We start from the raw sequence: 21,342 nt of genomic DNA, 5'->3' as shown, positions 1-21,342 counted from the left end.
TGGCTTCGGCCGGCTACGCACCCGCTGGCACCGCTTTGGCCGGTCGATGGGCGGACTAGCCAGAGAGCTCCCGGCGCCGCCGAAAATCAATCGGCAAAGAAAGTCGCGAGAATGGGGTTGCCAAGCGCGGCCCGACTCGCTAATTCGACATCCGTCAGCCGAACGCGGCTTCTGCCGCTCCGTTCCGTTGCCACGCGCCCGTAGCTCAGCTGGATAGAGCATCAGACTACGAATCTGAGGGTCAGAGGTTCGAATCCTTTCGGGCGCGCCATTTCATCTAAAAATTCAACTACTTGTAGAGCTTTCAACTGAAAGCCTTACCTAGGCATCGCGCTGGGTAGCTGCGCTAGGACATTCCTGCGGCTGCGGATTCATCCGGCGCGATTACCGCGTCCCCGCACCGCCCGCCATGGCTGGGTGAGCAGCCAACGCAGCGATCGATCCCACCACCGGCGCGAGCACCCGGAGGCTGATCGACGTCAACGGTGCAACCAGGGCGTCAAACCGGGATTATCACGCCTCGGTCTGGATTCGGGCGCCGATGGCGGGGCACGTAATCGGCAGCCGGTACGGCGGGTTACTTCTTCTGCGACATTGATGGCGCCGATGCCGGGGCGCTTTACTGGGCTGAGACCGCAGGTGCGGCAACAGCAGCGCGATGCATCGTCATGCCGTTGCCGACGGTCTCGGAGATACGCATGTCCACGAGCCGCCGGAGGGGCGGTGATGGCGCTCCGGCTGCGTCGGCGGGAATCCGCTGCGATGGCGGGAGCCAAATGAGGCACTACGGCTTCGCTGTTGTGCCTGTCTTCGTCGAGAGTGCTTGGAGTGCCCTTGATGACGCATCCAGCTTCTCCCGCGCCGGGGCTCTCGGTCGTGGCGGCCGCCCTGTCCTCCTGCCGCGACGCCCTTGCGACGGTCGGGGTGTTTTCCGGCTGCATCAATCTCCTGATGCTGTCGGGCTCCTTCTATATGCTCCAGCTCTATGACCGGGTCCTGACCTCGCGCAGCGTGCCGACCCTGATCGGCCTCTCCCTGCTGCTGCTCGCCGCCTATGCCCTGCAGGGCGTCCTCGACGCGATCCGGGTCAGGATGCTCTCGCGGATCGGCGCCCGCTTCGACGAGCAGGTCTCGCCATCCGCCTTTGCGGCGGCACAGCGCATGCCTCTGCTCGGCTGCCGGCCGGAGCAGGCGCTGCAGCCGATCCGCGATCTCGACCAGGTCCGTGCCTTCCTCGCCTCGCTGGGGCCGACGGCCCTGTTCGACATGCCGTGGATGCCGCTCTTCTTTGCCGGTTGCTTTCTGCTGCATCCCTGGCTCGGCTGGCTCGCCGTTGCCGGGGGCGCCGTCATCCTCGGGCTGACGGCGCTGGCGGAGCGCAGGAGCAGGCTGACCGCCGCAGCGCAGCAGGCCAGCGGCCTGGGCCGGCAGATGATCGCCGAGGCGAGCCGACGCAATGCCGAGGCCCTCGCCGCGATGGGCATGGGGGCCGCCTTCGAGCGCCGATGGCGGGAGGTCAGCCGGCGCCATATCGGCGATTGGCTCGCGGGAGCGGACGCGATCGGCGGGCTCGGCGCCTTCGCGAAAATCTTCCGCATGATCCTGCAATCGGCCGTGCTCGGCCTCGGCGCCTATCTCGCGATCCGCGGCGAGATCTCGGGCGGAGCGATGATCGCCGCCTCGATCCTGACCGCGCGCGCTTTGGCCCCGATCGAGATCGCGGTCGCGCACTGGAAGGGCTTCGTTGGGGCGCGCGAGGGTCTGAGGCGCCTCAGGCAGATGCTGGATGCTCCCGCTCTCGCCATGCGTGAGCGTACGGCCCTGCCGCAGCCGCGGCGCGAGCTCGCGGCGGAGGGCTTGCTGGTCGCGGCGCCCGGCCAGCAGGCACCGATCCTGCAAAGTACTTCGCTGAAGCTCGCGGCCGGCCAGGGCCTCGGCATCATCGGCCCGAGCGCATCCGGGAAATCGACCCTGGTGCGCGCTTTGGTCGGGGTCTGGCGACCGCTCAAGGGCACGGTTCGGCTGGATGGGGCCGAGCTCGACCAGTGGAACCAAAGCGAGCTCGGGCAGCATATCGGCTATCTGCCGCAGGACATCGAGCTCTTCGACGGCACCGTCGCCGAGAACATCGCCCGCTTCCAGGCCGACGCCTCGGACGAGGCGATCGTCGCGGCGGCGCGCGCCGCCGGTGCGCATGAGCTGATCCTGAAGTTCGAGAATGGCTACGACACCCGCATCGGCGAGGGCGGCTCGATCCTCTCGGGCGGCCAGCGCCAGCGGATCGCCCTGGCGCGGGCGCTGTTCGGCGATCCCTTCCTGGTCGTGCTCGACGAGCCCAATTCGAACCTCGACCATGACGGCGACGAAGCGCTGACCATGGCCGTCAGAGGCATTCGTGCTCGCGGCGGGATCGTGATCGTCGTGACCCATCGTCCGACCGCGATCGCCGGGGTCGACCAGATCGCGCTGATCGCGGAGGGCCGTATCCAGGCCTTCGGCCCGCGGGAGGAAATCCTCCAGCGGGTTCTGAAGCAGGGCGGCCTGGCCAGCGTGCAACGGCAGACGGTGGCGTCATGACGAACCCCACCGGACAGGACAGATCCGACTTCCGGCAGGCGCTCCGGCGTCTATCCGTGATCGGCGGCGCCAGCATCGCCCTCTTCGCCGGGACGGTCGGCGTCTGGGCCGTCGCGACCACGCTCTCCGGCGCGGTCGTCACGACCGGCCAGTTCGTGGTCGACGGCAATGTCAGGAAGGTGCAGCACCCGACCGGAGGTGTCGTCGGCGAGCTCCTGGTCCGCGAGGGTGCGCGTGTCGAGCAGGGCGCCGTCCTGATCCGGCTCGACGACACCGTCACCCGCGCCAACCTCCAGGTCATCACCAAGCAGCTCGACGAGTTCGCGGCGCGTCGTGGCCGGCTCCAGGCCGAACGTGACCGCCGCGAGGCGATCGTCGTCGCGGCGGAACTGGCCGGCCGGCTGCCTGAGCCGGAGATCGCCGAGCTCGTCGCGGCCGAGCAGGCCCTGTTCGAGGCGCGGCGCTCGTCGCGCGAAGGACAGAAGGCACAGCTCATCAAGCGCGTCAGCCAGCTCCAGGATCTGATCGCCGGTCACCGGGCCCAGCAGGAGGCGAGGGATCGCCAGGCGATCCTGATCGAGGAGGAGCTTCTCGGCGTCAGGGGGCTCTACGAGAAGAACCTCGTCTCCTTGAGCCGCAAGGCGGTGCTGGAGCGGGAGGCTGCAAACCTCGAGGGCCAGAAAGGGCAATTGCTGGCCGCGGTCGCCCAGGCCGAAAGCCGGATCGGCGAGACGCAGCTCCAGATCATCCAGATCGAGGATGCGCTGCGCGAGGAGGTGATGAAGGAGCTGCGCGAGATCCAGGCGCGCAGTGCGGAGCTGGTCGAGCGCCGCGTCGCGGCCGAGGATCAGTTGAAGCGCATCGAGATCAGATCGCCAAGCGCCGGTTTCGTGCATCAGCTGGCAGTCCATACCGTGGGTGGCGTCATCACCCCGGCCGAGCCGGTGATGATGATCGTCCCCGTCGAGGAGGGGCTCGAGGTCGAAGCCCGCATCCTGCCGTCGGATATCGACCAATTGGCCCTCGGGCGCGCCGCGCTGGTCAAGGTCCACGCCTTCAACCAGCGCACCACGCCGGAGCTCAGCGGGAAGGTCTCGCGCATCTCGGCCGATACCAGCCGCGACCCGCAGACCGGCGCCGCCTTCTACACGATCCGGGTCGGTGTCGCCCCAGAGGAACTCGCCCGTCTTGCGCCGCATCGTGTCGGTGCCGGCATGCAGGCCGACGTCTTCGTCAGGACCGAGGACCGCACCCCGCTCGAATACATCCTGAAGCCGCTCCGCGACCAGATCGCGAAAGCGTTCAAGGAGAGGTGAGCCGCGGCTGCGCGCAGTGAACCTCCGCGCTCGGCGAAATCTGCCCGCCGAACGCCGCCCTGCCGTGGCGCATCAGACGAACAGGAAGTCGCTCGCCTGCAGTGCGGTGGCGGAGACGCCGGTGAGCGTCACGCTATGGCCGGGCTCGATGGTCACGATCGCGTCGGCGCCTGAAGCGGCGATGTGAGTCTGACGCCAGGACGCGAAGTCGGTGACGTTCAAGGCGAAGGCCTGGAAGTCGAGGATATCCTCGCCGCGGACGAAGTCCCGGATCGTGTCCTGGCCGAAGCCGGGCGCGAAGACGAAGCTGTCCCGGCCGGCGCCGCCCGTCAGGGTGTCGTTTCCGCCTTCGCCCCTGATCCAGTCGGCACCCGCGCCGCCCGAGAGCTCGTTGGCCCGGGCATCGCCGATCAGAAGATCGTTGTTGGCCGATCCGACAACCGTGGTCACCGCGGCACCGATCGCCGTGCCGGCGGCGGCAGCGGGCGGGTCGGCCAGGAAGGCTGCCGTCCAGTAGTCGGCCATTTCGCGATAGCCGGTATCGGTCGGGTGGATACCGTCGAACAGGTCGGACAGGGTGACGCTCGGCATCTCGACGAGGCTGACATTCTGGCCGCGCGCGACCGCATCCGCGACGGCGCTGCGGATCGCAGCGTTCACATTGGCGACCTGCGTGTCGTAGCCTGCGAGCGGGATCAGCGTCGCGACATAGACATGGGTGGTCGGGCTCGCCTGGGCGACTTGGTCCAGCATGCCGGCGATTTCGGCCCGGACCGGAATCTGTGGGTTGCTCTTGTAGAAGATGTCGTTGGTGCCGGCCATCAGCAGGATGGCGCTCGGCGTATAGGTGGAAAGAAGGCCGGGAAGCAGGGCCTGGATGTCGTCGCCGGTTTCGCCGGGATAGCCGGCATGCTGGGGATCGGGCACCTGGCCGTTGCTGTTGGGCCCGACCATGTCGACGAGGCGGCCGGACTCGACCAGGTTCTGGTAGAAGAAGCCGCGATAGCCATGCTCGTCCTGCCCGGGAGGCGCATCGCCATTGGTGATGGAATCGCCGAGCGCCATCACCTTCGTGGCGAGCATCCATTGCCCGGCGCCGAGATCGACCCTGACGCCGCGCGCGGCACCCGAAAGATCGAGCGTGGACCCGCCACCGCTCGCGACATCGAGGACGAAGCTGCGCGCCACCGGCGTCGAGGCATCCTCGTTGCCGTCCTCCACGGAGACGGAGAAGGACGGCGCCGTCGCAGTGCCGTCGTGCCGGAAGGAGACCAGGCCGCCGGTGAGTTGCTGCGGCGTGAAGCTCGTGGCCGCAGCTCCATTGACCAGAAGCGTGCCGCCCACGACGCCTGTGACGGTGAAGGCGACGCCTGTCGCGCTGTCGTCGGAGTCGGAATAGTAGAGATCCGCCTGGGTCAGCACATAGGTGCCGCCGCTCGCAACCGTCGCGCGAAGGTCGCCCGTCAGGCTCGGCGGTGCATTCACCTGACCGGTCGTGATGTTGAATGTGAAGGTCTGCGCGACCGGTGTCGAGCCATCCTCGTTGCCGTCCTCGACCACGATCCTGAAGCTGCCGACGGGCTCGGTGCCGTCATGCCAGAAGGTGATCTGGCCGGCGGCAAGCTCGGCGGCGGTGAAACTCGACACCGCCGTGCCGTTCCGCCGGACATAGCCATTGTCGAGATTGCTGACCGTGAAGGTGACGCCGGTCGGGCCATCATCCGGATCGGTGTAGAAGAAGTCGCTGGTGGTGAACTGGTAGGTGCTGCCATTGGCGATCGTCGCCTGCATATCGCCGGTCAGGGTCGGGGCGACATTGCCCCCGCTTGCTGCGATATCGAGGACGAAACTCCTTGCCACCGGCGCCGAGCCGTCCTCATTTCCATCTTCGACCGAGACCGAGAAGGACGGCGTCGGCGAGGTGCCGTTATGCCGGAACGAAACCTGTCCGGCGGTGAGCTGCTGCGGCGTGAAGCCGGTAGCGGCCGTCCCGTTGACCAGCAGCGTGCCGCCGGTGGCACCTGAAACCGTGAAGGCGACGCCCGTCGCGGCGTCGTCCGCGTCGGAGTAGTAGAGATCGGCCTGGGTCAGCACATAGGTGCCGCCGCTCGCAACCGTCGCGCGAAGGTCGCCCGTCAGGCTCGGCGGTGCATTCACCTGACCGGTCGTGATGTTGAAGGTGAAGGTCTGCGCGACCGGCGTCGAGCCGTCCTCATTGCCGTCCTCGACCGCGATCCCGAAGCTGCCGACCGGCTCGGTGCCGTCATGCCAGAAGGTGATCTGGCCGGCGGCAAGCTCGGCGGCGGTGAAGCTCGACACCGCCGTGCCGTTCCGCCGGACATAGCCATTGTCGAGATTGCTGACCGTGAAGGTGATGCCGGTCGGACCGTCATCCGGGTCGGTATAGAAGAAGTCGCTGGTGGTGAACTGGTAGGTGCTGCCATTGGCGATGGTCGCCTGGAGGTCGCCGGTCAGCGTCGGCGCGATATTGCCTCCGCTTGTCGTGATGTCGAGGACGAAGCTCCTTGCCACCGGCGCCGAGCCGTCCTCGTTGCCATCTTCCACCGAGACCGCGAAGGACGGCGCTGTCGAGGTGCCGTCATGCCGGAAAGCGACCTGACCGGCGGTGAGCTGCTGTGGCGTAAAACCCGTCGCTGCGGCCCCGTTGACCAGCAGCGTGCCGCCCGTGACGCCTGAGACCGTGAAGGCGACGCCGGTCGCGCTGTCATCGGTGTCGGAATAGTAGAGATCGACCTGGGTCAGCACATAGGTTCCGCCGCTGGCGACGCTCGCGCGAAGGTCGCCGGTCAGGCTGGGCGGCGCGTTCACCGGCACCGTCGTCACGCTGAACAGGAAGGCCCGGGCAATTGGCGCCGAGCCATCCTCGTTGCCATCCTCCACCGAGACCGAGAAGGACGGCGCTGTCGAGGTGCCGTCATGCCGGAACGAGACCTGTCCGGCGGTCAGCTGCTGCGGGGTGAAACCGGTCGCTGCGCTGCCATTGACCAGGAGCGTTCCGCCCGTGACGCCTGAGACCGCGAAGGCGACGCCGGTCGCGCTGTCGTCCGCGTCGGAATAGTAGAGATCGGCCTGGGTCAGCACATAGGTGCTGCCGCTGGCGACGCTCGCGGCGAGGTCGCCGGTCAGGCTGGGCGGCGTGTTCACCGGCACTGCCGTCACGCCGAACAGGAAGGTCCGGGCGACCGGCGCCGAGCCATCCTCGTTGCCATCCTCCACCGAAACCGAGAAGGACGGCGATGCCGAGGTGCCGTCATGGCGGAACGAAACCTGGCCGGCGGTGAGCTGCTGCGGCGTGAAGCCGGTAGCGGCAACCCCGTTGACCAAAAGCGTGCCGCCTACGACGCCTGAAACCGCAAAGGCGACGCCCGTCGCGCTGTCATCCGCGTCGGAGAAGTAGAGATCGGCCTGGGTCAGCACATAGGTGCCGCCGCTGGTGACGGTCGCGCCAAGATCGCCCGTCAGACTGGGTGGGGCGTTGACCTGGCCGGTCGTGATGTTGAAGGTGAAGGTCTGCGCGACCGGGGGCGATCCGTCCTCGTTGCCGTCCTCGACGGCGATCCTGAAGCTGCCGACCGGCTCCGTGCCGTCATGCCAGAAAGTGATCTGGCCGGCGGCGAGTTCCTCCGCGGTGAAGCTCGACACCGCCGTGCCGTTGCGGCGGACATAGCCATTGTCGAGATTGCTGACCGTGAAGGTGATCCCGGCGGCATTGTCGTCGGGGTCGGTGTAGAAGAAGTCGCTGGTGGTGAACTGGTAGGTGCTGCCATTGGCGATCGTCGCCTGCAGGTCGCCGGTGAGCGTCGGCGCGACATTGCCCTGGCCGGTCGTGAGCTCGACCGCGGCGATGGCGCTCGCCACCGCGACGCCTCCGTTCGCAGTGCCGTCCCCGTCGTTGAGCGTGAAGGTTACCTGGCGTGGCGCGGTCGGGCTGCCCGTACCCGTCGAGAAGCCGATATGCTGGACAAGAATCTGGACGGCAGCGGGCGTCGCGCTCGTGTTGAGGCTGATCACGAGATCGCTGCCGCCCGTTCCGCCGGATACCGATCCGATGCTGGTGCCGTTGACCCGCACGGTCGTACCGCTGAGCGTCACGGTCGCATCGGTGATGATCCGGAGCTGGTCGCTCGCCGAGCCGTTCGCCGTGAGCGCGACGCGCAAGGAGCCGCCGCCGAAATTCGCCGAGTCGATGTCGGCAACGCTCGCCAGAGCGGCGAACTTCGCCGGCGCGTCGCCGGTCCGATAGGCCAGCGTCGCGCCGGTTCCGGCGGCTGCACCGTTCAGGTCCAGCACAGGCGCATCGTTGACGCGCGCGATCGAGATGCTCGCATCCTGGGTGAGGCTGGTGGCACTGCCATCGCTTGCCTGGATGCGGACGGTCCTGGCGGCGGTGGCGGGCTGGTCGCTGCCGTTCTCGTAGAGGATACCGCGCAGGATGGCCTGATAGGTCGCCGCGGACGCGCTGCCATCGATGCTGAGCACGCCGGTGGAGGCGGTGTACGAGACCAGGAGCCCGGCCGCGGCCGCGGCGCTCGCGGCAGCCGCATCGAGGCTCAGCCGCTCGACCGCGTTGCCGTCCGGACGGGCGAGCAGCGTCGCCCTGAGCGAGACGAGGTTGCTCGTATCGGGGTCGGTCAGCGTTGCATTCAGCGCGACGGCGACGGAACGGTTCTCGAGGAAGCTCGCCGAGGCGCCAGTGCCCGAGGCGGCGCCGTTCAGGTCGAGGAGTGGCCGATCATTGACCGGAACGACGGTGATCGCATCGGTCCGGACCGTGCCGGCGAGATCGAAGCTGATCGTCTGGCTTTCGGTGGGCGTATCGCTGGTGCTGACATAGGTCAGGTTGCGCAGCACGGTCTGAACCCGGCTTGCCGTCGCATTGCTGTTGAACGCGATCACGAAGTCGGTGCCGTTCGTCCCGCCGCTGATGGAGCCGACCGTGACCCCGCCGACGCGCAGGCTCGTGCCCGAGAGGCTGACCCCGCTCGCAAACCCGATCTGAGACTCGGCGAGCAGGCCCGAAAGCCGCAGCGACTGCCCGTTGAAGTTGCCGGTCGCACTGAGGGTGACGCTTGGGGCGAGCAGGATGGCGGCTGCCCCCTCCTGATACGTCCTGCTCTCGTTGAGCCCGGTGCCGGCGCCGTTCAGATCGAAGCTGGTGAGAGTGGCCATGTCGCCTCCCCAAGTACGCAGGGCTAGCCCCGCCGAGCGGATCGATCTCCCTTGCTGCATGGCACGGATCGGCGGGTCGGCGGAGTGGCATTGGGGGTAGTTGCCGGCGCAGCAGAGGTAGGGCGGGCAGCGCGCCTCAGCCCTTCGCGATTTCGGCGAGATGGCCGCACCCCGGCTTCAAGCGAACTGGCGGGGGAACAAGGGGCATTGATCCGAAACGGTGCGATCGGCGCGCGCCGTCAGCAACGCCGATGCGGTGTCGTTGCGCCCAGCAGTCGAGGTCAGTCGCCCTGCGTCGTGACGCGTTCGGCCCAGGCCGAGACGGCTTCAGCCATCGCCTTGAGATGGTCGGCTGCCGAATAGCCGGAGACGCTCTTTCGCGGGATCAGGTCGTGATTGCCGTCCGCGAGCCAGAGAATGTCGATCCGGGGAGAGAGCTTGTAGGTCGAAACCTCCTCCCGGCTGCCGAAATCATCCCGCGTTCCCTGAACGATCAAGGTCGGCGTTTGTAGCTCGGCGAGGTGCCCGGTTCTGGGCTGGTCCGGCTTGCCGGGCGGATGGAAGGGATAGCCAAGGCATAGAAGGCCGCTGATCCGGCGAGCAGTGAGGAGCTCGTCGGCAACCATGCTCGCGACGCGGCCTCCCATCGACTTGCCGCCTATGATGAGAGGCCCCTTCGCTCCGAGAGCATCGACTGCCGCGGCGTATTGCGGGTTCAGCTTTTCGGCACGTGGGGGCGGCACGCGGCCCGTGCCCGTCCGCCTGCCCGCCATATAGTCGAACTCAAACCGCGCAACGCGAAAACCCGCACCGGCCAAACTCCTGGCCGCTGCCGTCATGGCCGGCGAGTCCATTGGCGCCCCGGCGCCATGCGCCAACAGGATGGTGATCCTCGCCTGGTCCGGACCGTCGAAAAGGAACATCGAGCTTCCCCTGCTTTCAGCGTGGGCTATGAACATGCTGGCGCCAAGCCGGCGATCTGCATCTTCCTGTGCCGCGCCAGATGGCATGAATCATCGAGAAAGCGGAGCGATCCTGTTCCTGATCGTTCTGACGAGGCTCAATGCCGCCATCTCCGATGATTTCGGATTGGTGGCGAGGGGCCTGTTCTCGATCGCGATATCCAGGCGACCGAAGGCGCCGGAGACGCTCAACCGGTGGCAGTTGGCGGCAACGACGGGGTCAGCGACGAGTTCGACCCGGGTTCGATCCAACCCGATGCCGGCGAGCGCCGAGATCACCGCGACATTGGCGTTCTGGGGAAAGCGGACCGCGGCCTCGCGGGCCGAGCCGGTGAAGAAGACGGCCGGTGCGCTCAGCCCATCGAGCGCGATCATGTCTTCCGCCAGCGTGCCGCGCCAGGCTGCGGGCGGCTTGACGATGCTGTGCACGACCTCGTCGAGCGGCAGCACCGAGGCTGCCGCGATCGCGTCGATTCCGGCGAGCGCGCCCGGCGGCAGGATGAGCTGGCTGCCACAGGCCTCTGCGGTCTGGAGGAGGCGCTCGAGCAGCGAAGCATCGGTCAGTGCACTGGCTGATGCGATTGCGAAGGCCGGCGCAGAACGCAGTGCGGCCTCACCCCAGATCGCGACCGCCTCCCGGCCGGCGGCCTCAACCACGAGGTCCAGCTCCAACCCAGCGAGCTGTCCGGGGTCGGTGATGAGGGCGGCGCCAGAGGCGGCGTCCTGGACAGCCGCGACCGAGCGGACGCCAATGCCGACGATGGCGATGTCTCCGGCGTTCGGCGCACTCGACAGCAAGGCCGCGACGCGCCGGCTGATCGCACCCCAGCCGATCAGGGCGACGCGGAGAGGCTTGCGCGTACGGCTCGTCACCAGCTCTTCACCGTCCGCAGGGCCAAGTCGAGTAGTGCACCGCCGTTCAGCCCGTCGAGCATGCTGAAATGATGCCCCGGGCAGATCAGCGGCTCGGGCGCATTCCAGGCCGCAGCCAGCCTCGCCGATTGCCGCTTGAACGCCTCGCTCTCACCTTCGCCGACGGCGAAGGCGAGGCGTGTGCGGCTCGGGCGCGGCAGGCCGAGCGGGCTAAGCCGCGCTGCCCGCTCGGCGTCACCCAGACCGAGCAGGCGCCCGATCGGCAGATGGCCGAGCGGCTTCAGATCATAGAGGCCGGAGAGCAGCAGCGCCGAGGCGACCGGCGGCGATGCCGGGTCGCATAGTGCCATCGCCGCGAGGTGGCCGCCGGCGGAGTGGCCGCCGATGTGCAGTTGGGCCGGATCGAGACCGAGGGTATCGGCCTCGCGGACGAGGAAGTTCAGCGCGGCGACGGTCTGGGCGATGCTCGCTTCGAGAGGGGTATCCGGCGCCAGCCCATAATTCGGCTGGGCGACCGCGAAGCCGGCATCGAGCAGCCCCTGCGAGAACTGTGCGTGCTGAATCTTGTCCGAGGCCTGCCAGTAACCGCCATGGATGAAGACGAAGATCGGCGCGCGCTCCACGCCGGCCGGGCGATAGAGATCGAGCGTCTCGAAGCGACCCGGACCATAGACGAGGTCGAGCCCGCCATGGCCGGCGCGAAAGGCGGCGCCGTCGCGGCTCCATCGCCGGAACAGCGCGGTCATGTCGGCCTGGAGGCGCGGGCTGTACTGCCGGCCAAGCTCGGGTAGCGCGTAGCCCTCGATCTCGATATCCGGCAGCGGCTGCGGCATCGTGTGGCGAGCGCGGACGCTCAGGCCGGCGTCGGATCCCGGCCGCAATCGGATCGGCGGGCGAAAGCCGGCGAAGACCTCGCGATAGGCCAGTTCGACCATGTGGCGCGATAGATGGAAGGCAGCGGGGTCCGCGCTCTCCCAGTCCATGGCGGTCAGGTGATGCGGGCCGCAGCCGGCCGCGACCAGCCCGGCGAGGATCTCGCTCAGCGTGTCGCGCAAGGCTTCGACCGGGTCGGCCGCGAGGCTGCGCGCGACGATCTCGTTTTCAGACGCCGACATAGCGATGCACCAGTTCCGCATTGGCCGCGAGGTCGCTGCTGGAGCCCGACCAGACCGTGCGGCCCTTTTCGATGATGTAGTGCCGGTCGGCGAGGCGCTTGAGCACGGCAATGTTCTTGTCGATCAGCAGGATCGACTGCCCCTGCGCCTTCAGCGCCTCGATGCAGCGCCAGATCTCGGCGCGGATCACCGGCGCCAGGCCCTCGGTCGCCTCATCGAGGATGAGGAGCTTGGGGTTAGTCATCAGCGCCCGGCCGACCGCCAGCATCTGCTGCTCGCCGCCCGACAGCGTGCGGGCGGACTGGCCGGCGCGCTCCTGAAGGCGCGGGAACAGGGCGTAAACCCGCTCCAGCGTCCAGGGCGATGAACGCCCGAGCCGGTTGGCGGCGGTGGCGACGAGGTTCTCGCGCACGGTGAGCGTCGGGAAGACCTGCCGCCCCTCCGGCACGAGGCCGATGCCGCAGCGGGCGATCGCTTCCGGCGTATTGCCCCTGAGCTTGCGGCCGTCGAAGCTGATCTCGCCGCCCTTGGGCGACAGCAGCCCCATCAGCGAGCGCACCGTCGTGGTCTTGCCCATGCCGTTGCGGCCGAGCAGGGTGACGACCTCGCCTTCGCCGATGTCGAGGCCGACATCGAACAGCACCTGGCTCGCGCCATAGGCCGATTGCAGGTTGCGCACGCTCAGCATCAGGCGTCTCCCTCGCCGAGATAGGCGGTGCGGACGTCCGGGTTGTCACGGATCTCCTGCGCCGTGCCGGTCGCGATGATGCGGCCATAGACCAGCACCGAGATCCGGTCGGCGAGGGCGAAGACCGCGTCCATGTCATGCTCGACCAGCAGCATGGTGACCCGCCCCTTCAGGCCCGAGAGCATCGTAACCATCTGCTCGCTCTCGGCATGGCCGAGCCCCGCCATCGGCTCGTCGAGCAGCAAGATACGCGGCTCGCAGGCGAGCGCGATCGCGAATTCGAGCTGCTTCTGCTCGCCATGGGAGAGATCGGCGACCCTGACCTCGGCGCGATGGGCGAGGCCGGCGGTGGTCAGGTGCTCGCGTGCGCGCTGGCGCAGGCCCTTGTCGCGGCGAGCATCGGCAAAGAAGCGGAAGCTGTGTCCCTGCCGCGCCTGCACCGCGAGCGCGACATTGTCGAGCATGCTGAAATCGGGCAGCAGCTGATTGATCTGGAAGGTGCGGGCGAGGCCGCGCTGGACACGCTGCGGCGTCGCTAGCGTGTCGATCGCCTCGCCCTCCAGCCTGATCTCGCCGGCATCATGGCTGAGTTCGCCGAAGAGCTGGGTCAGCAGCGTGGTCTTGCCAGCGCCGTTGGGTCCGATCAGGGCGTGGATCTCGCCCTCGGCGACGTCGAGATCGACGCTGTCGGTGGCGATCAGGCCGCCGAAGCGCTTGCGCAGCCCGCGGACGCTGAGAAGCGGCTGGTTCATCGCTCGCCCCTGCCGATGCCGAGGCGGCTGAACAGCCCGCTGAGCCCACCCTGCGTAAACAGGACGACGAGCAGCAGGATCGGGCCGAGGACGAGCTGCCAATGCTCGGTCCATGAGGTCAGCACAGTCTCGAGGATGACGAGGGCAGCCGCGCCGAAGAGCGGGCCGAGCAAGGTGCCGACCCCGCCGAGGATGACCATGATCATCAGCTCGCCCGACTTGGTCCAGTGCAGCATGTCGGGGCTGACGAAGCGCAGATAATTCGCCATCAGCGCCCCGGCGAGGCCGGTGCCCATGCCGGAGATCACGAAGGCGGCGAGCTTGTAGCGATAAGGCGCGATGCCGATCGCCGCCATGCGCCGCTCGTTCTGGCGGATGCCGGCGAGCACCATGCCGAAGCGCGATCCGACGATGCGCCAGAGCGCCAGGAAGACCAACGCAGCGACGGCAAGGCAGATGAAATAGAAGATGATGTCGTCGCGGGTGTTGAGGCCGAAGAGCTCGTTGCGGCGGCGGATCGTCATGCCGTCATCGCCGCCATAGGCTTTCAGCGAGACGAACAGGAAAAACAGCATCTGCGCGAAAGCTAGCGTGATCATGATGAACTGCACGCCGCTGGTGCGTAAGGAAAGCGCCCCGATCAGCAGAGCGAGCAGACCGCCGACGAGGAGCGCGGCCGGCAGCGTGACCAGGAGCTGGCTTGTGCCCGGGATCAGGCCGAGGAAGAGGCTGTCGTCGACGTAATTGCGGTAGAGGATGCCGACGACATAGCCGCCGACGCCGAAGAAGGCGGCGTGGCCGAAGGACACCATCCCTCCGAAACCGAGCGCGAGGTTGAGGCTGGCGGCGGCGATCGCATAGATCAGCACACGGGTCGCCAGCGGCACCAGGGCCGGCTGGCCGAGCGCCTGGACGAGGAAGGGCAGGGCGATAAGCCCGAGCGCCAGCGCGAGCAGCATGAGCGCACGGCCGGTGCTCGGCGCGGCGGGGGCATTATGGATGATGGTGTCATCAGACATTGGCGGGAAAGAGTCCCTTTGGCCGCACCAGCAGCACCACGGCCATCAGCATGTAGATGCCCATCGAGGCGAGGCCGGCCCCGAGCGCATCGGCCTCCGAGCCGGCCATGACCTGGCGCAGCAGGCCGGGCAGGAAGGCCCGCAGCACAGTGTCGACGAGGCCGACGAGCAGCGCGCCGAAGAAGGCGCCGCGGATCGAGCCGACGCCGCCGATCACCACGACGACGAAGGTCATGATCAGGATCTGCTCGCCCATGCCGACCTGCACGGCGAGGATCGGCCCGGCCATCAGCCCGGCGAGGCCGGCGAGCAGGGCGCCCAGCCCGAAGACTGCGGTGTAGAGCAGGCGGATATCGACGCCGAGCGCCCGGACCATCTCGCGATGCGTCGCGCCGGCCCGGACCAGCATGCCGATGCGGGTGCGGTTGATCAGCAGGTAAAGCCCTAGCGCCACCGCTAGCCCGACCGCGATGATGATGAGCCGATAGACCGGATAGATCAGGCCGGGCAGCAACTCGACCGAGCCGTTGAGTGCCGGCGGCACCGAGACGAAGAGCGGCTGGCGCCCGAACAGGATGGTCACGCTCTGGTTGAAGATCAGGATCAGCGCGAAGGTCGCCAGCACCTGGTCGAGATGGTCGCGCGCATAAAGCCGGCGCAGCACGAAGAGCTCCATCGCCATGCCGACCAGGGCAGCGGCCGCAAGCCCGGCGATGATGGCGATGACGACCGAGCCGGTCTGCGCCGCGGCGAAGGCGGAGGCATAGGCGCCGACCATGTAGAGCGAGCCATGGGCGAGGTTGATCACGCCCATGATGCCGAAGATCAGCGTCAGCCCGGCGGCGAGCAGGAACAGCATCACGCCGAACTGCAGACCGTTGAGCAGTTGTTCGAGAACGAGGGTCATTGCAGGTTACGTCCGGCTGGCGACGGGATGGGCAGGCAGCGGCCCATCCCGTCGATGCGGGAGCTTATCCGTGGCTCAGAGCTTGCAGTCCTTGGCGTAGGCGTCGCTGTGATTGCTCAGCACCTTGCCCGAGGTCTTCAGCACCGGCGTGCCATCCGCCCCCTTCTCGACCTTGAGCGCGTACCAGTCCTGGACCGGGTGCTGGTTGGGGCCGAACTTGAAGGCGCCCCGCACCGACTGGAAATCGGCCTTGGCAAGCGCCTTGCGCAGCGCCGGCACATCGGTCTTGCCACCGGTCGCCTTCAGTGCCGAGGCGATGGCGAGGGCGGTGTCGTAGCCCTGGCTGGCATAGTAGGTTGGCACGCGGTTATAGGCCTTGGTGAAAGCCTCGACGAAGGCCTTGTTCGAGGCGTTGTCGAAGTCGGTGTTCCAGTGCGCGGTCACGCTGAGGCCGAGCGCGGCCTCGCCGACGGCCTTGAGCGTGGTTGAATCGAGCGAAGGCTCGGCCAACACCATCGGGGTTTTGCCGAGTAGGCCGGCCTGCTGATACTGACGCAGGAAGGCGATGCCGAGCCCGCCGGGGTGGAACTGGAAGACGACGTCGGGATTGGCCGCGCGGATCTGCGCCATCTCGGGCGCGAAATCGGTCTGGTCGAGGCGTGTGTAGACCTCGCCGACGATCTCGCCCTTGAACAGGCGCTTGAAGCCGGCGAGCGCATCCTTGCCGGCCTGGTAGTTCGGGGCGAGGATGAAGGCCTTCTTGTAGCCGAGATTGGTGGCGTGCTGGCCGGCGCTCTCATGCAGGCTGTCATTCTGCCAGGAGACGACGAAATAGTTCTCGTTGCACTCCTTGCCGGCGAAGTTCGACGGGGCCGCATTGGGGCTGACATAGAGCGCCCCCGCATCGACGATATCGGGCACGGTCGCGCCGGCGACGTTCGAGAAGACGATGCCGGTCATGATCTTGATGCCGTCGGTCTTCAGCATCTTCTCGGCGATCTGCTTGCCCTGGCCGGGCTTCAGCGCATCGTCCTCGACCACGAGCTCGACGGGCACGCCGCCGAGCTTGCCGCCGTTCATGTCGATGGCGAGCTTGAAGGCGTCACGAATATCCTGGCCGAGATAGCCGCCGGGTCCCGACAGCGTGGTCACCATGCCGATCTTGACCGGCTGCTGGGCGAGGGCGGTCGTGGCGGCAAGGGCAGCCGCAACGCCGAAAAGCAATCCGCGCAGTTTCATCTTGAGCTCCCGTTGTTGTCGTTTTGCCTCTGAGATCATTTTTGCGCGGCGTTTCTGCGCCGCCGCGCTCAGGTCGTGTGGCGCCGCAGCCTGGCTGCGGCGCCGGAATTCCTCAAAGCGCGACCCAGCCGGCCGGCGGCTTCCTGCCGGGATGGACGGCGCCGCACTGCTTGCAGGTGCGGGCCTTCTCGTCGGCGAAGAAGGCTTCGTAGAGCGGCGGCAGATCCTTCACGAGATCCCCGACCTTGAGCTCGATGCGATGCACCAGGCCGTTGCACTCGAAGCAGTACCATTCGAAGCCGTCGACCTGGTCGGGGTGGCGCGCCGGCTCGACCACGAGGCCGATCGAGCCCTCCTGCGGGCGCTGCGGCGAGTGGCGCACGTGCGGCGGGAGCAGGAAGACGTCGCCCTCGCGGATCGTCACGTCGTAGTGCTTCCCGTCGTCGACCAGCTTGAGCATCATGTCGCCCTTGAGCTGGTAGAAGAACTCCTCCACCGGGTCGTCATGGAAGTCGGCGCGCTGGTTCGGCCCACCGACCACCATCACCGTCATCTGGCCGTCGTCGAACACCTTCTTGTTGCCGACCGGCGGCTTCAGCAGGTGCTCGTTCTCTGCGACCCACTTCTTGAAATTGAAGGCCTTCAGCCGTCCTTCGGTCGCCATATCCGTCTCTCCCGGTTGTTCCATCCTAGCCGCGTTTCAGCCGGCCTTCGCAAGGGCGCGGCCTGCCGCGAGCTTGAGCCCGCAATTCTCGAAAGCCGCGCGCGTCGCCGCCTTCTCGGCTTCGGTCAGCTCGAGCAGCGGCGCGCGCACGCGCCCGCCGACCTGGCCGAGCAGTTCCTGCCAGTATTTCTGGTGCGCATGCGGCTTCTCGGCGGGCCGGGTCGTGCGCAGTGCCTCGCGCACCGGATTGAGGCTGTCGCGGATGGCCTGCGCCTTATCGACCTCACCGGCGAAGGCAAGATCGGTGTAGTCGCGCATGCGCCGGTCGTTCGCCGTCTGGATCAGGTAGGGCGGCGAGGAGCAGAGATAGACCTGCCAGCCGAGCTCGACGATATTGTCGAGCCACTCCTCCTCCGAGGCGGTGCTGACCAGAATGCGGTCGCCGGCGAGCCTCGTCAGCTCGGCGTACATGGCGCGCGGCACGCTGTATTTGATCGCGACGACGTTCTCGATGTCGGCGAGGCGGTTGCACAGCTGCGGGCTCATCAGATAGCCGGAGTCCGGATGGCTCCAGAGCGCGATGCCGATATCGACCTGTTCGGCGATGGTCCGGTAGTACTCGTAGAGCGTCTCGTCCTGCGCCTTGAAGAAATGCAGGATCGGCGCGTGCACGACGATGTAGTCGGCGCCGACCTTCTGAGCGTGCTTGGCGAGATCGATGACGACGTCCATATTCTGGTCGGAGCAGGACATGATCGTCTGGCCGCGGCCGGCCGTGGCCTCGACAGCCAGCTCGAAGCTGCGCTTGCGCTCCTCGACCGACATCGCGAAAAACTCGCCCTGCTTGCCGGCGATGAATAGGCCGTCGATGCCGAGATCATCAGTCCAGTGCCTGATGTTCTCGCGGAAGCCGTCCTCGTCGATGGCGAGCGAGTTGGTGAAGGGCGTCAGCGCGGCCGCCCAGATGCCCTTCATATTGGCGCGGGTGTAAGCCTTCGCGTCCTTCCTGGCGTATTTCATCTGGCCTGTCTCCCTGTCGCCCGCCGGTCAGATCGCCATGCGGTGCGAGACGTTCTTGATGATCGTGTAGTGCGAGAGCCCCTCTGCGCCGCCCTCGCGGCCATAGCCGCTGTCCTTGACCCCGCCGAACGGCACCTCGGCGACCGAGGCCTCCAGCGTATTGATCGAGACGTTGCCGGCCTCGATCTCGTCGGCGAGCCGGTCGGCCCGGCTGGCCGAATGGGTGAAGGCATAGGCGGCGAGGCCGAAGGGCAGGCCGTTCGCCTTGGCGATCGCGTCGTCCAGCGTCGAGACCGGGTTGATCACCGCGAGCGGTCCGAACGGCTCCTCGCGCATGACCCTGGCATCATCCGGCACGTCGGCCAGCACGGTCACCGGGAAGAAATAGCCGCGATTGCCGATCCGCTCGCCGCCGGCGAGCACGCGTGCGCCCTTGGCGCGAGCGTCCGCGACCAACGCCTCCATCGCCTCGATGCGGCGATGATTGGCGACCGGGCCCATCTGCGTTGCGGCATCGAGGCCATTACCGATCACGACCGACCGCGCCTTCTCGGCGAAGGTCCTGGCGAAGGCCTCATAGATCGGTTCCTGCACGAAGAAGCGCGTCGGCGAGGTGCAGACCTGGCCGGCATTGCGCGACTTGCGGATCGCCGAGGCCGTCGCGGCCGCGACCGGGTCGACATCGTCGCAGACGATCACCGGGGCATGGCCGCCGAGCTCCATCAGCACCGGCTTCATATGGTCGGCGGCGATCCGGGTCAGGTGCTTGCCGACGGCGGTCGAGCCGGTGAAGGCGATCAGCCGGGTCTGCTCCTGCGGGATCAGGTAGGAGGAGATGTCGGCCGGGACGCCGAAGACGAGGTTGAACACGCCGGGCGGCAGGCCGGCATCGTGCAGCGCGCGGGCGATGTGGAGCGCGCCGGCCGGTGTTTCTTCCGCCGCCTTCAGGATGATCGAGCAGCCCGCGGCCAGCGCCCCGGCGATCTTGCGCGCCGGCTGGCTCATCGGAAAGTTCCACGGCGAGAAGGCTGCGACCATGCCGATCGGCTGGTGCATCACGACATATTTGATGCCGGGCTCGCTCGGGATCACCCTGCCATAGGTGCGCTGGCCCTCGGCGGCGTCCCATTCGAAGAACTCGCAGCCCCTGATCACCTCGAGCTGCGCCTGGAGGAAGGGCTTGCCGTGCTCGAGCGTGATCGCATGGGCGATCTCGTCGATGCGGGCCCGCATCAGCGCCGAGGCCTTGAGCATGATCTCGCCACGGGCCCGCGGCGATGTCCGGCTCCAGACCCTGAAGCCCTCTTTCGCCGCAGCCAGCGCATCGTCGAGATCGGCACGGCGAGCGACAGGAACAGAACCGATCACGCTCTCATCGGCCGGGTTGAGCACGGGCAGGCTGCCGGAGGTCTTGCGCCAGGCGCCGCCGATATAGAGCTGGAGGTCGGGATAGGCGGTCATGGAGAGCCTCGAACAGAGCGGCCAAGGGCGCGATGTCGAGGCATGATGGTTGGGGCGATCGCCATATGGAATTCAGCTTATTTGTCTGAATTCATACGACGTGCTTATAAATCGGCATGGCAGTCACCTTGCGGCAGATCCAGGCCTTCCTCGCCGTCGCCGAACTCGGCACCTTCACCAAGGCGGCGGAGCGCCTGCACATGGCGCAACCGGCGCTGTCGCAACTGGTTCGCGATCTGGAGCAGGCCCTCGGCATCCGCCTGTTCGACCGCACGACACGTCGGGTCGAGCTGACGGAAGGCGGACGGGAGTTCCAGGGCGCGTCGGCCAAGATCGTCCACGATCTCGACCTCGCCATCCAGAATGCCAACGATCTCGCCGAACGTCGGCGCGGCCGGATCACCGTGGCAGCCCCGCCGCTGCTGGCGGCGGCGATCCTGCCCGAGGCGATCGCGGAGATGCGCGAGCGCTTTCCCGGCGTGCAGGTCGGGGTGCTCGATGCGCGTACCGAGACGATCATCGAGGCCGTCAGGACGAGCCGCGTCGATTGCGGCCTCGGCACCTTCGCCGCGGTCGAGGACGGCATCGAGCGCATCCCGATGGCGCGCGACAATCTGATGCTGTTCTGCAGCCCCGGCAGCCGCTTCGCAGGCGCGACGGTCGATTGGCGCGAGCTGCAAGGCGAGCCGCTGATCACACTGACCCGAGACAGCGGCATCCGGCTCCTGGTCGAGGTCGCCTATGAGACGGTCGGCATTCCGCTGCTGCCGGCCTATGAGGTGTCGCAGATCACGACGGCGCTGGCGCTCGTCGAGGCCCGTCTCGGCGTCGCCGTGCTCCCGACCTATGCGCGCGCTGCCGCGCCGCATCGCAGGATCCTCGCCCGGCCGCTGTCGAATCCGGCGATCGCCCGAGATATCGTGATGATCCGGCCGAGCGGGCGTTCCGTATCGCCCGCACTGGCTGCATTCGAGGCGATTCTGCGCCGGTATGCCCGCCGGCTCGCACCGACCGATGTCGACTGAGTTCGAAGTCGTCAGGGCAGATGCAATTCACGCCGATGTGAAGCCACCGCGCGAGATATCGGTCTTCTGACCGCTCTTACAGAACCATCGGGTTCGACAAGAGAACGCGCGATGTCTGGCGTGGCCAATTGCCGGCTAGCCCAGATGCGGGCGCCCATTTCCAGGCATCGGCCAAATTCCGACGCGGTCCGCAGGAGCTGACATCCAGGCCAGAATGACCTTGAAGCCTTCCGACAGGCCGTGCCGATGTTCAAAGCACTCATCTTAGAGTGGTATGTCGATACAACAGATATTGCTCTTTCATTCTAATTTATTCCAATGATTTCCATTCATATCAAAGGTGTATCTGCGATATTTCTGCTTATCTCACGCCGCAATTGTCTGTCTGATCATTAAAATCTTCGCCATCATTTGTCGGGCGGAGTGGCCGCGCGGGGGGAGTGCCCATGAGCGATCTCGCAGCGGCCGCGTCTCGAACTACCAGGGGCAAGCCTATCGCATCGCGTTCGACGAGAGGCAGCATCTCGCGGGCCC

At 67.1% G+C, this 21,342-nt stretch carries 15 protein-coding genes and 1 tRNA gene; 4 read left to right on the top strand and 12 right to left on the bottom strand.

The window, feature by feature from the left end; all coding sequences use genetic code 11:
• Positions 1-194 precede the first annotated feature (194 nt).
• The 3 genes from AC1REK_RS25450 (at position 195) to AC1REK_RS25440 (ending at position 3,893) form a co-directional block, all read left to right on the top strand.
• Positions 195-271 (top strand) — tRNA-Arg (locus tag AC1REK_RS25450).
• Between the two features lie 566 nt (positions 272-837).
• Positions 838-2,577: a type I secretion system permease/ATPase gene (locus tag AC1REK_RS25445; protein ID WP_492269931.1), complete on the top strand. Its 1,740-nt coding sequence runs from the start codon at positions 838-840 to the stop codon at positions 2,575-2,577.
• Positions 2,574-3,893 carry an HlyD family type I secretion periplasmic adaptor subunit gene (locus tag AC1REK_RS25440; protein WP_492269930.1) on the top strand — a complete coding sequence of 440 codons (1,320 nt, stop codon included), beginning with the start codon at positions 2,574-2,576 and terminating at the stop codon, positions 3,891-3,893. The genes AC1REK_RS25445 and AC1REK_RS25440 overlap by 4 nt, the downstream gene beginning before the upstream one ends.
• A 72-nt stretch (positions 3,894-3,965) precedes the next feature.
• On the opposite strand, the gene AC1REK_RS25435 is transcribed toward AC1REK_RS25440, so the two are convergent.
• From AC1REK_RS25435 to AC1REK_RS25380, 12 genes are all read right to left on the bottom strand, one after another.
• Positions 3,966-9,083, bottom strand: coding sequence for a cadherin-like domain-containing protein (locus AC1REK_RS25435; RefSeq protein WP_492269929.1), 5,118 nt, complete (start codon positions 9,081-9,083; stop codon positions 3,966-3,968).
• A gap of 281 nt (positions 9,084-9,364) precedes the next feature.
• Complete coding sequence (locus tag AC1REK_RS25430; protein WP_492270083.1) at positions 9,365-10,042, bottom strand: alpha/beta hydrolase family protein; 678 nt, start codon at positions 10,040-10,042, stop codon at positions 9,365-9,367.
• Between the two features lie 54 nt (positions 10,043-10,096).
• The gene (locus AC1REK_RS25425; protein ID WP_492269928.1) at positions 10,097-10,918 is read right to left on the bottom strand and encodes an aspartate dehydrogenase; all 822 of its coding nucleotides are present in this window, start codon (positions 10,916-10,918) and stop codon (positions 10,097-10,099) included.
• Positions 10,915-12,033, bottom strand: coding sequence for an alpha/beta hydrolase (locus AC1REK_RS25420; RefSeq protein WP_492269927.1), 1,119 nt, complete (start codon positions 12,031-12,033; stop codon positions 10,915-10,917). The genes AC1REK_RS25425 and AC1REK_RS25420 overlap by 4 nt, the downstream gene beginning before the upstream one ends.
• A complete protein-coding gene (locus AC1REK_RS25415) occupies positions 12,020-12,721 on the bottom strand; it encodes an ABC transporter ATP-binding protein (protein ID WP_327523443.1) in 702 nt (233 codons plus the stop codon). Before AC1REK_RS25415 ends, AC1REK_RS25420 begins: the two co-directional genes overlap by 14 nt.
• The gene (locus AC1REK_RS25410) at positions 12,721-13,473 is read right to left on the bottom strand and encodes an ABC transporter ATP-binding protein (protein ID WP_492269926.1); all 753 of its coding nucleotides are present in this window, start codon (positions 13,471-13,473) and stop codon (positions 12,721-12,723) included. The genes AC1REK_RS25415 and AC1REK_RS25410 overlap by 1 nt, the downstream gene beginning before the upstream one ends.
• Positions 13,470-14,432, bottom strand: a complete 963-nt coding sequence (locus AC1REK_RS25405; protein WP_492270082.1) for a branched-chain amino acid ABC transporter permease — start codon at positions 14,430-14,432, stop codon at positions 13,470-13,472. The genes AC1REK_RS25410 and AC1REK_RS25405 overlap by 4 nt, the downstream gene beginning before the upstream one ends.
• Positions 14,433-14,484: 52 nt before the next feature.
• Positions 14,485-15,399, bottom strand: coding sequence for a branched-chain amino acid ABC transporter permease (locus tag AC1REK_RS25400; protein ID WP_492269925.1), 915 nt, complete (start codon positions 15,397-15,399; stop codon positions 14,485-14,487).
• 75 nt (positions 15,400-15,474) lie between these two features.
• The gene (locus AC1REK_RS25395) at positions 15,475-16,638 is read right to left on the bottom strand and encodes an ABC transporter substrate-binding protein (protein ID WP_492269924.1); all 1,164 of its coding nucleotides are present in this window, start codon (positions 16,636-16,638) and stop codon (positions 15,475-15,477) included.
• 112 nt (positions 16,639-16,750) lie between these two features.
• Positions 16,751-17,302: a 3-hydroxyanthranilate 3,4-dioxygenase gene (locus AC1REK_RS25390; protein ID WP_492269923.1), complete on the bottom strand. Its 552-nt coding sequence runs from the start codon at positions 17,300-17,302 to the stop codon at positions 16,751-16,753.
• Positions 17,303-17,338: 36 nt separating this feature from the next.
• Positions 17,339-18,322, bottom strand: a complete 984-nt coding sequence (locus AC1REK_RS25385) for a dihydrodipicolinate synthase family protein (protein WP_492269922.1) — start codon at positions 18,320-18,322, stop codon at positions 17,339-17,341.
• A 27-nt stretch (positions 18,323-18,349) separates the two neighbouring features.
• Positions 18,350-19,783, bottom strand: coding sequence for an NAD-dependent succinate-semialdehyde dehydrogenase (locus AC1REK_RS25380; RefSeq protein ID WP_492269921.1), 1,434 nt, complete (start codon positions 19,781-19,783; stop codon positions 18,350-18,352).
• Between the two features lie 116 nt (positions 19,784-19,899).
• Between AC1REK_RS25380 and AC1REK_RS25375 the strand changes: the two genes are divergently transcribed.
• Positions 19,900-20,808 carry a LysR family transcriptional regulator gene (locus tag AC1REK_RS25375; RefSeq protein ID WP_316020160.1) on the top strand — a complete coding sequence of 303 codons (909 nt, stop codon included), beginning with the start codon at positions 19,900-19,902 and terminating at the stop codon, positions 20,806-20,808.
• Positions 20,809-21,342 lie beyond the last annotated feature (534 nt).

The organism is Allobosea sp. GW823-FHT02B03 (assembly GCF_058797755.1).
This window is presented reverse-complemented; position numbering and strand designations above follow the sequence as displayed.

What these genes read in the sequence shown, in the direction of transcription:
- AC1REK_RS25410 (WP_492269926.1), bottom strand. Translation starts at nt 13,473, where the DNA reads ATGAACCAGCCGCTTCTCAGCGTCCGCGGGCTGCGCAAGCGCTTCGGC.
- AC1REK_RS25415 (WP_327523443.1), bottom strand. Translation starts at nt 12,721, where the DNA reads ATGCTGAGCGTGCGCAACCTGCAATCGGCCTATGGCGCGAGCCAGGTG.
- AC1REK_RS25435 (WP_492269929.1), bottom strand. Translation starts at nt 9,083, where the DNA reads ATGGCCACTCTCACCAGCTTCGATCTGAACGGCGCCGGCACCGGGCTC.
- AC1REK_RS25420 (WP_492269927.1), bottom strand. Translation starts at nt 12,033, where the DNA reads ATGTCGGCGTCTGAAAACGAGATCGTCGCGCGCAGCCTCGCGGCCGAC.
- AC1REK_RS25445 (WP_492269931.1), top strand. Translation starts at nt 838, where the DNA reads ATGACGCATCCAGCTTCTCCCGCGCCGGGGCTCTCGGTCGTGGCGGCC.
- AC1REK_RS25395 (WP_492269924.1), bottom strand. Translation starts at nt 16,638, where the DNA reads ATGAAACTGCGCGGATTGCTTTTCGGCGTTGCGGCTGCCCTTGCCGCC.
- AC1REK_RS25380 (WP_492269921.1), bottom strand. Translation starts at nt 19,783, where the DNA reads ATGACCGCCTATCCCGACCTCCAGCTCTATATCGGCGGCGCCTGGCGC.
- AC1REK_RS25385 (WP_492269922.1), bottom strand. Translation starts at nt 18,322, where the DNA reads ATGAAATACGCCAGGAAGGACGCGAAGGCTTACACCCGCGCCAATATG.
- AC1REK_RS25400 (WP_492269925.1), bottom strand. Translation starts at nt 15,399, where the DNA reads ATGACCCTCGTTCTCGAACAACTGCTCAACGGTCTGCAGTTCGGCGTG.
- AC1REK_RS25430 (WP_492270083.1), bottom strand. Translation starts at nt 10,042, where the DNA reads ATGTTCATAGCCCACGCTGAAAGCAGGGGAAGCTCGATGTTCCTTTTC.
- AC1REK_RS25390 (WP_492269923.1), bottom strand. Translation starts at nt 17,302, where the DNA reads ATGGCGACCGAAGGACGGCTGAAGGCCTTCAATTTCAAGAAGTGGGTC.
- AC1REK_RS25375 (WP_316020160.1), top strand. Translation starts at nt 19,900, where the DNA reads ATGGCAGTCACCTTGCGGCAGATCCAGGCCTTCCTCGCCGTCGCCGAA.
- AC1REK_RS25405 (WP_492270082.1), bottom strand. Translation starts at nt 14,432, where the DNA reads ATGCTGCTCGCGCTGGCGCTCGGGCTTATCGCCCTGCCCTTCCTCGTC.
- AC1REK_RS25440 (WP_492269930.1), top strand. Translation starts at nt 2,574, where the DNA reads ATGACGAACCCCACCGGACAGGACAGATCCGACTTCCGGCAGGCGCTC.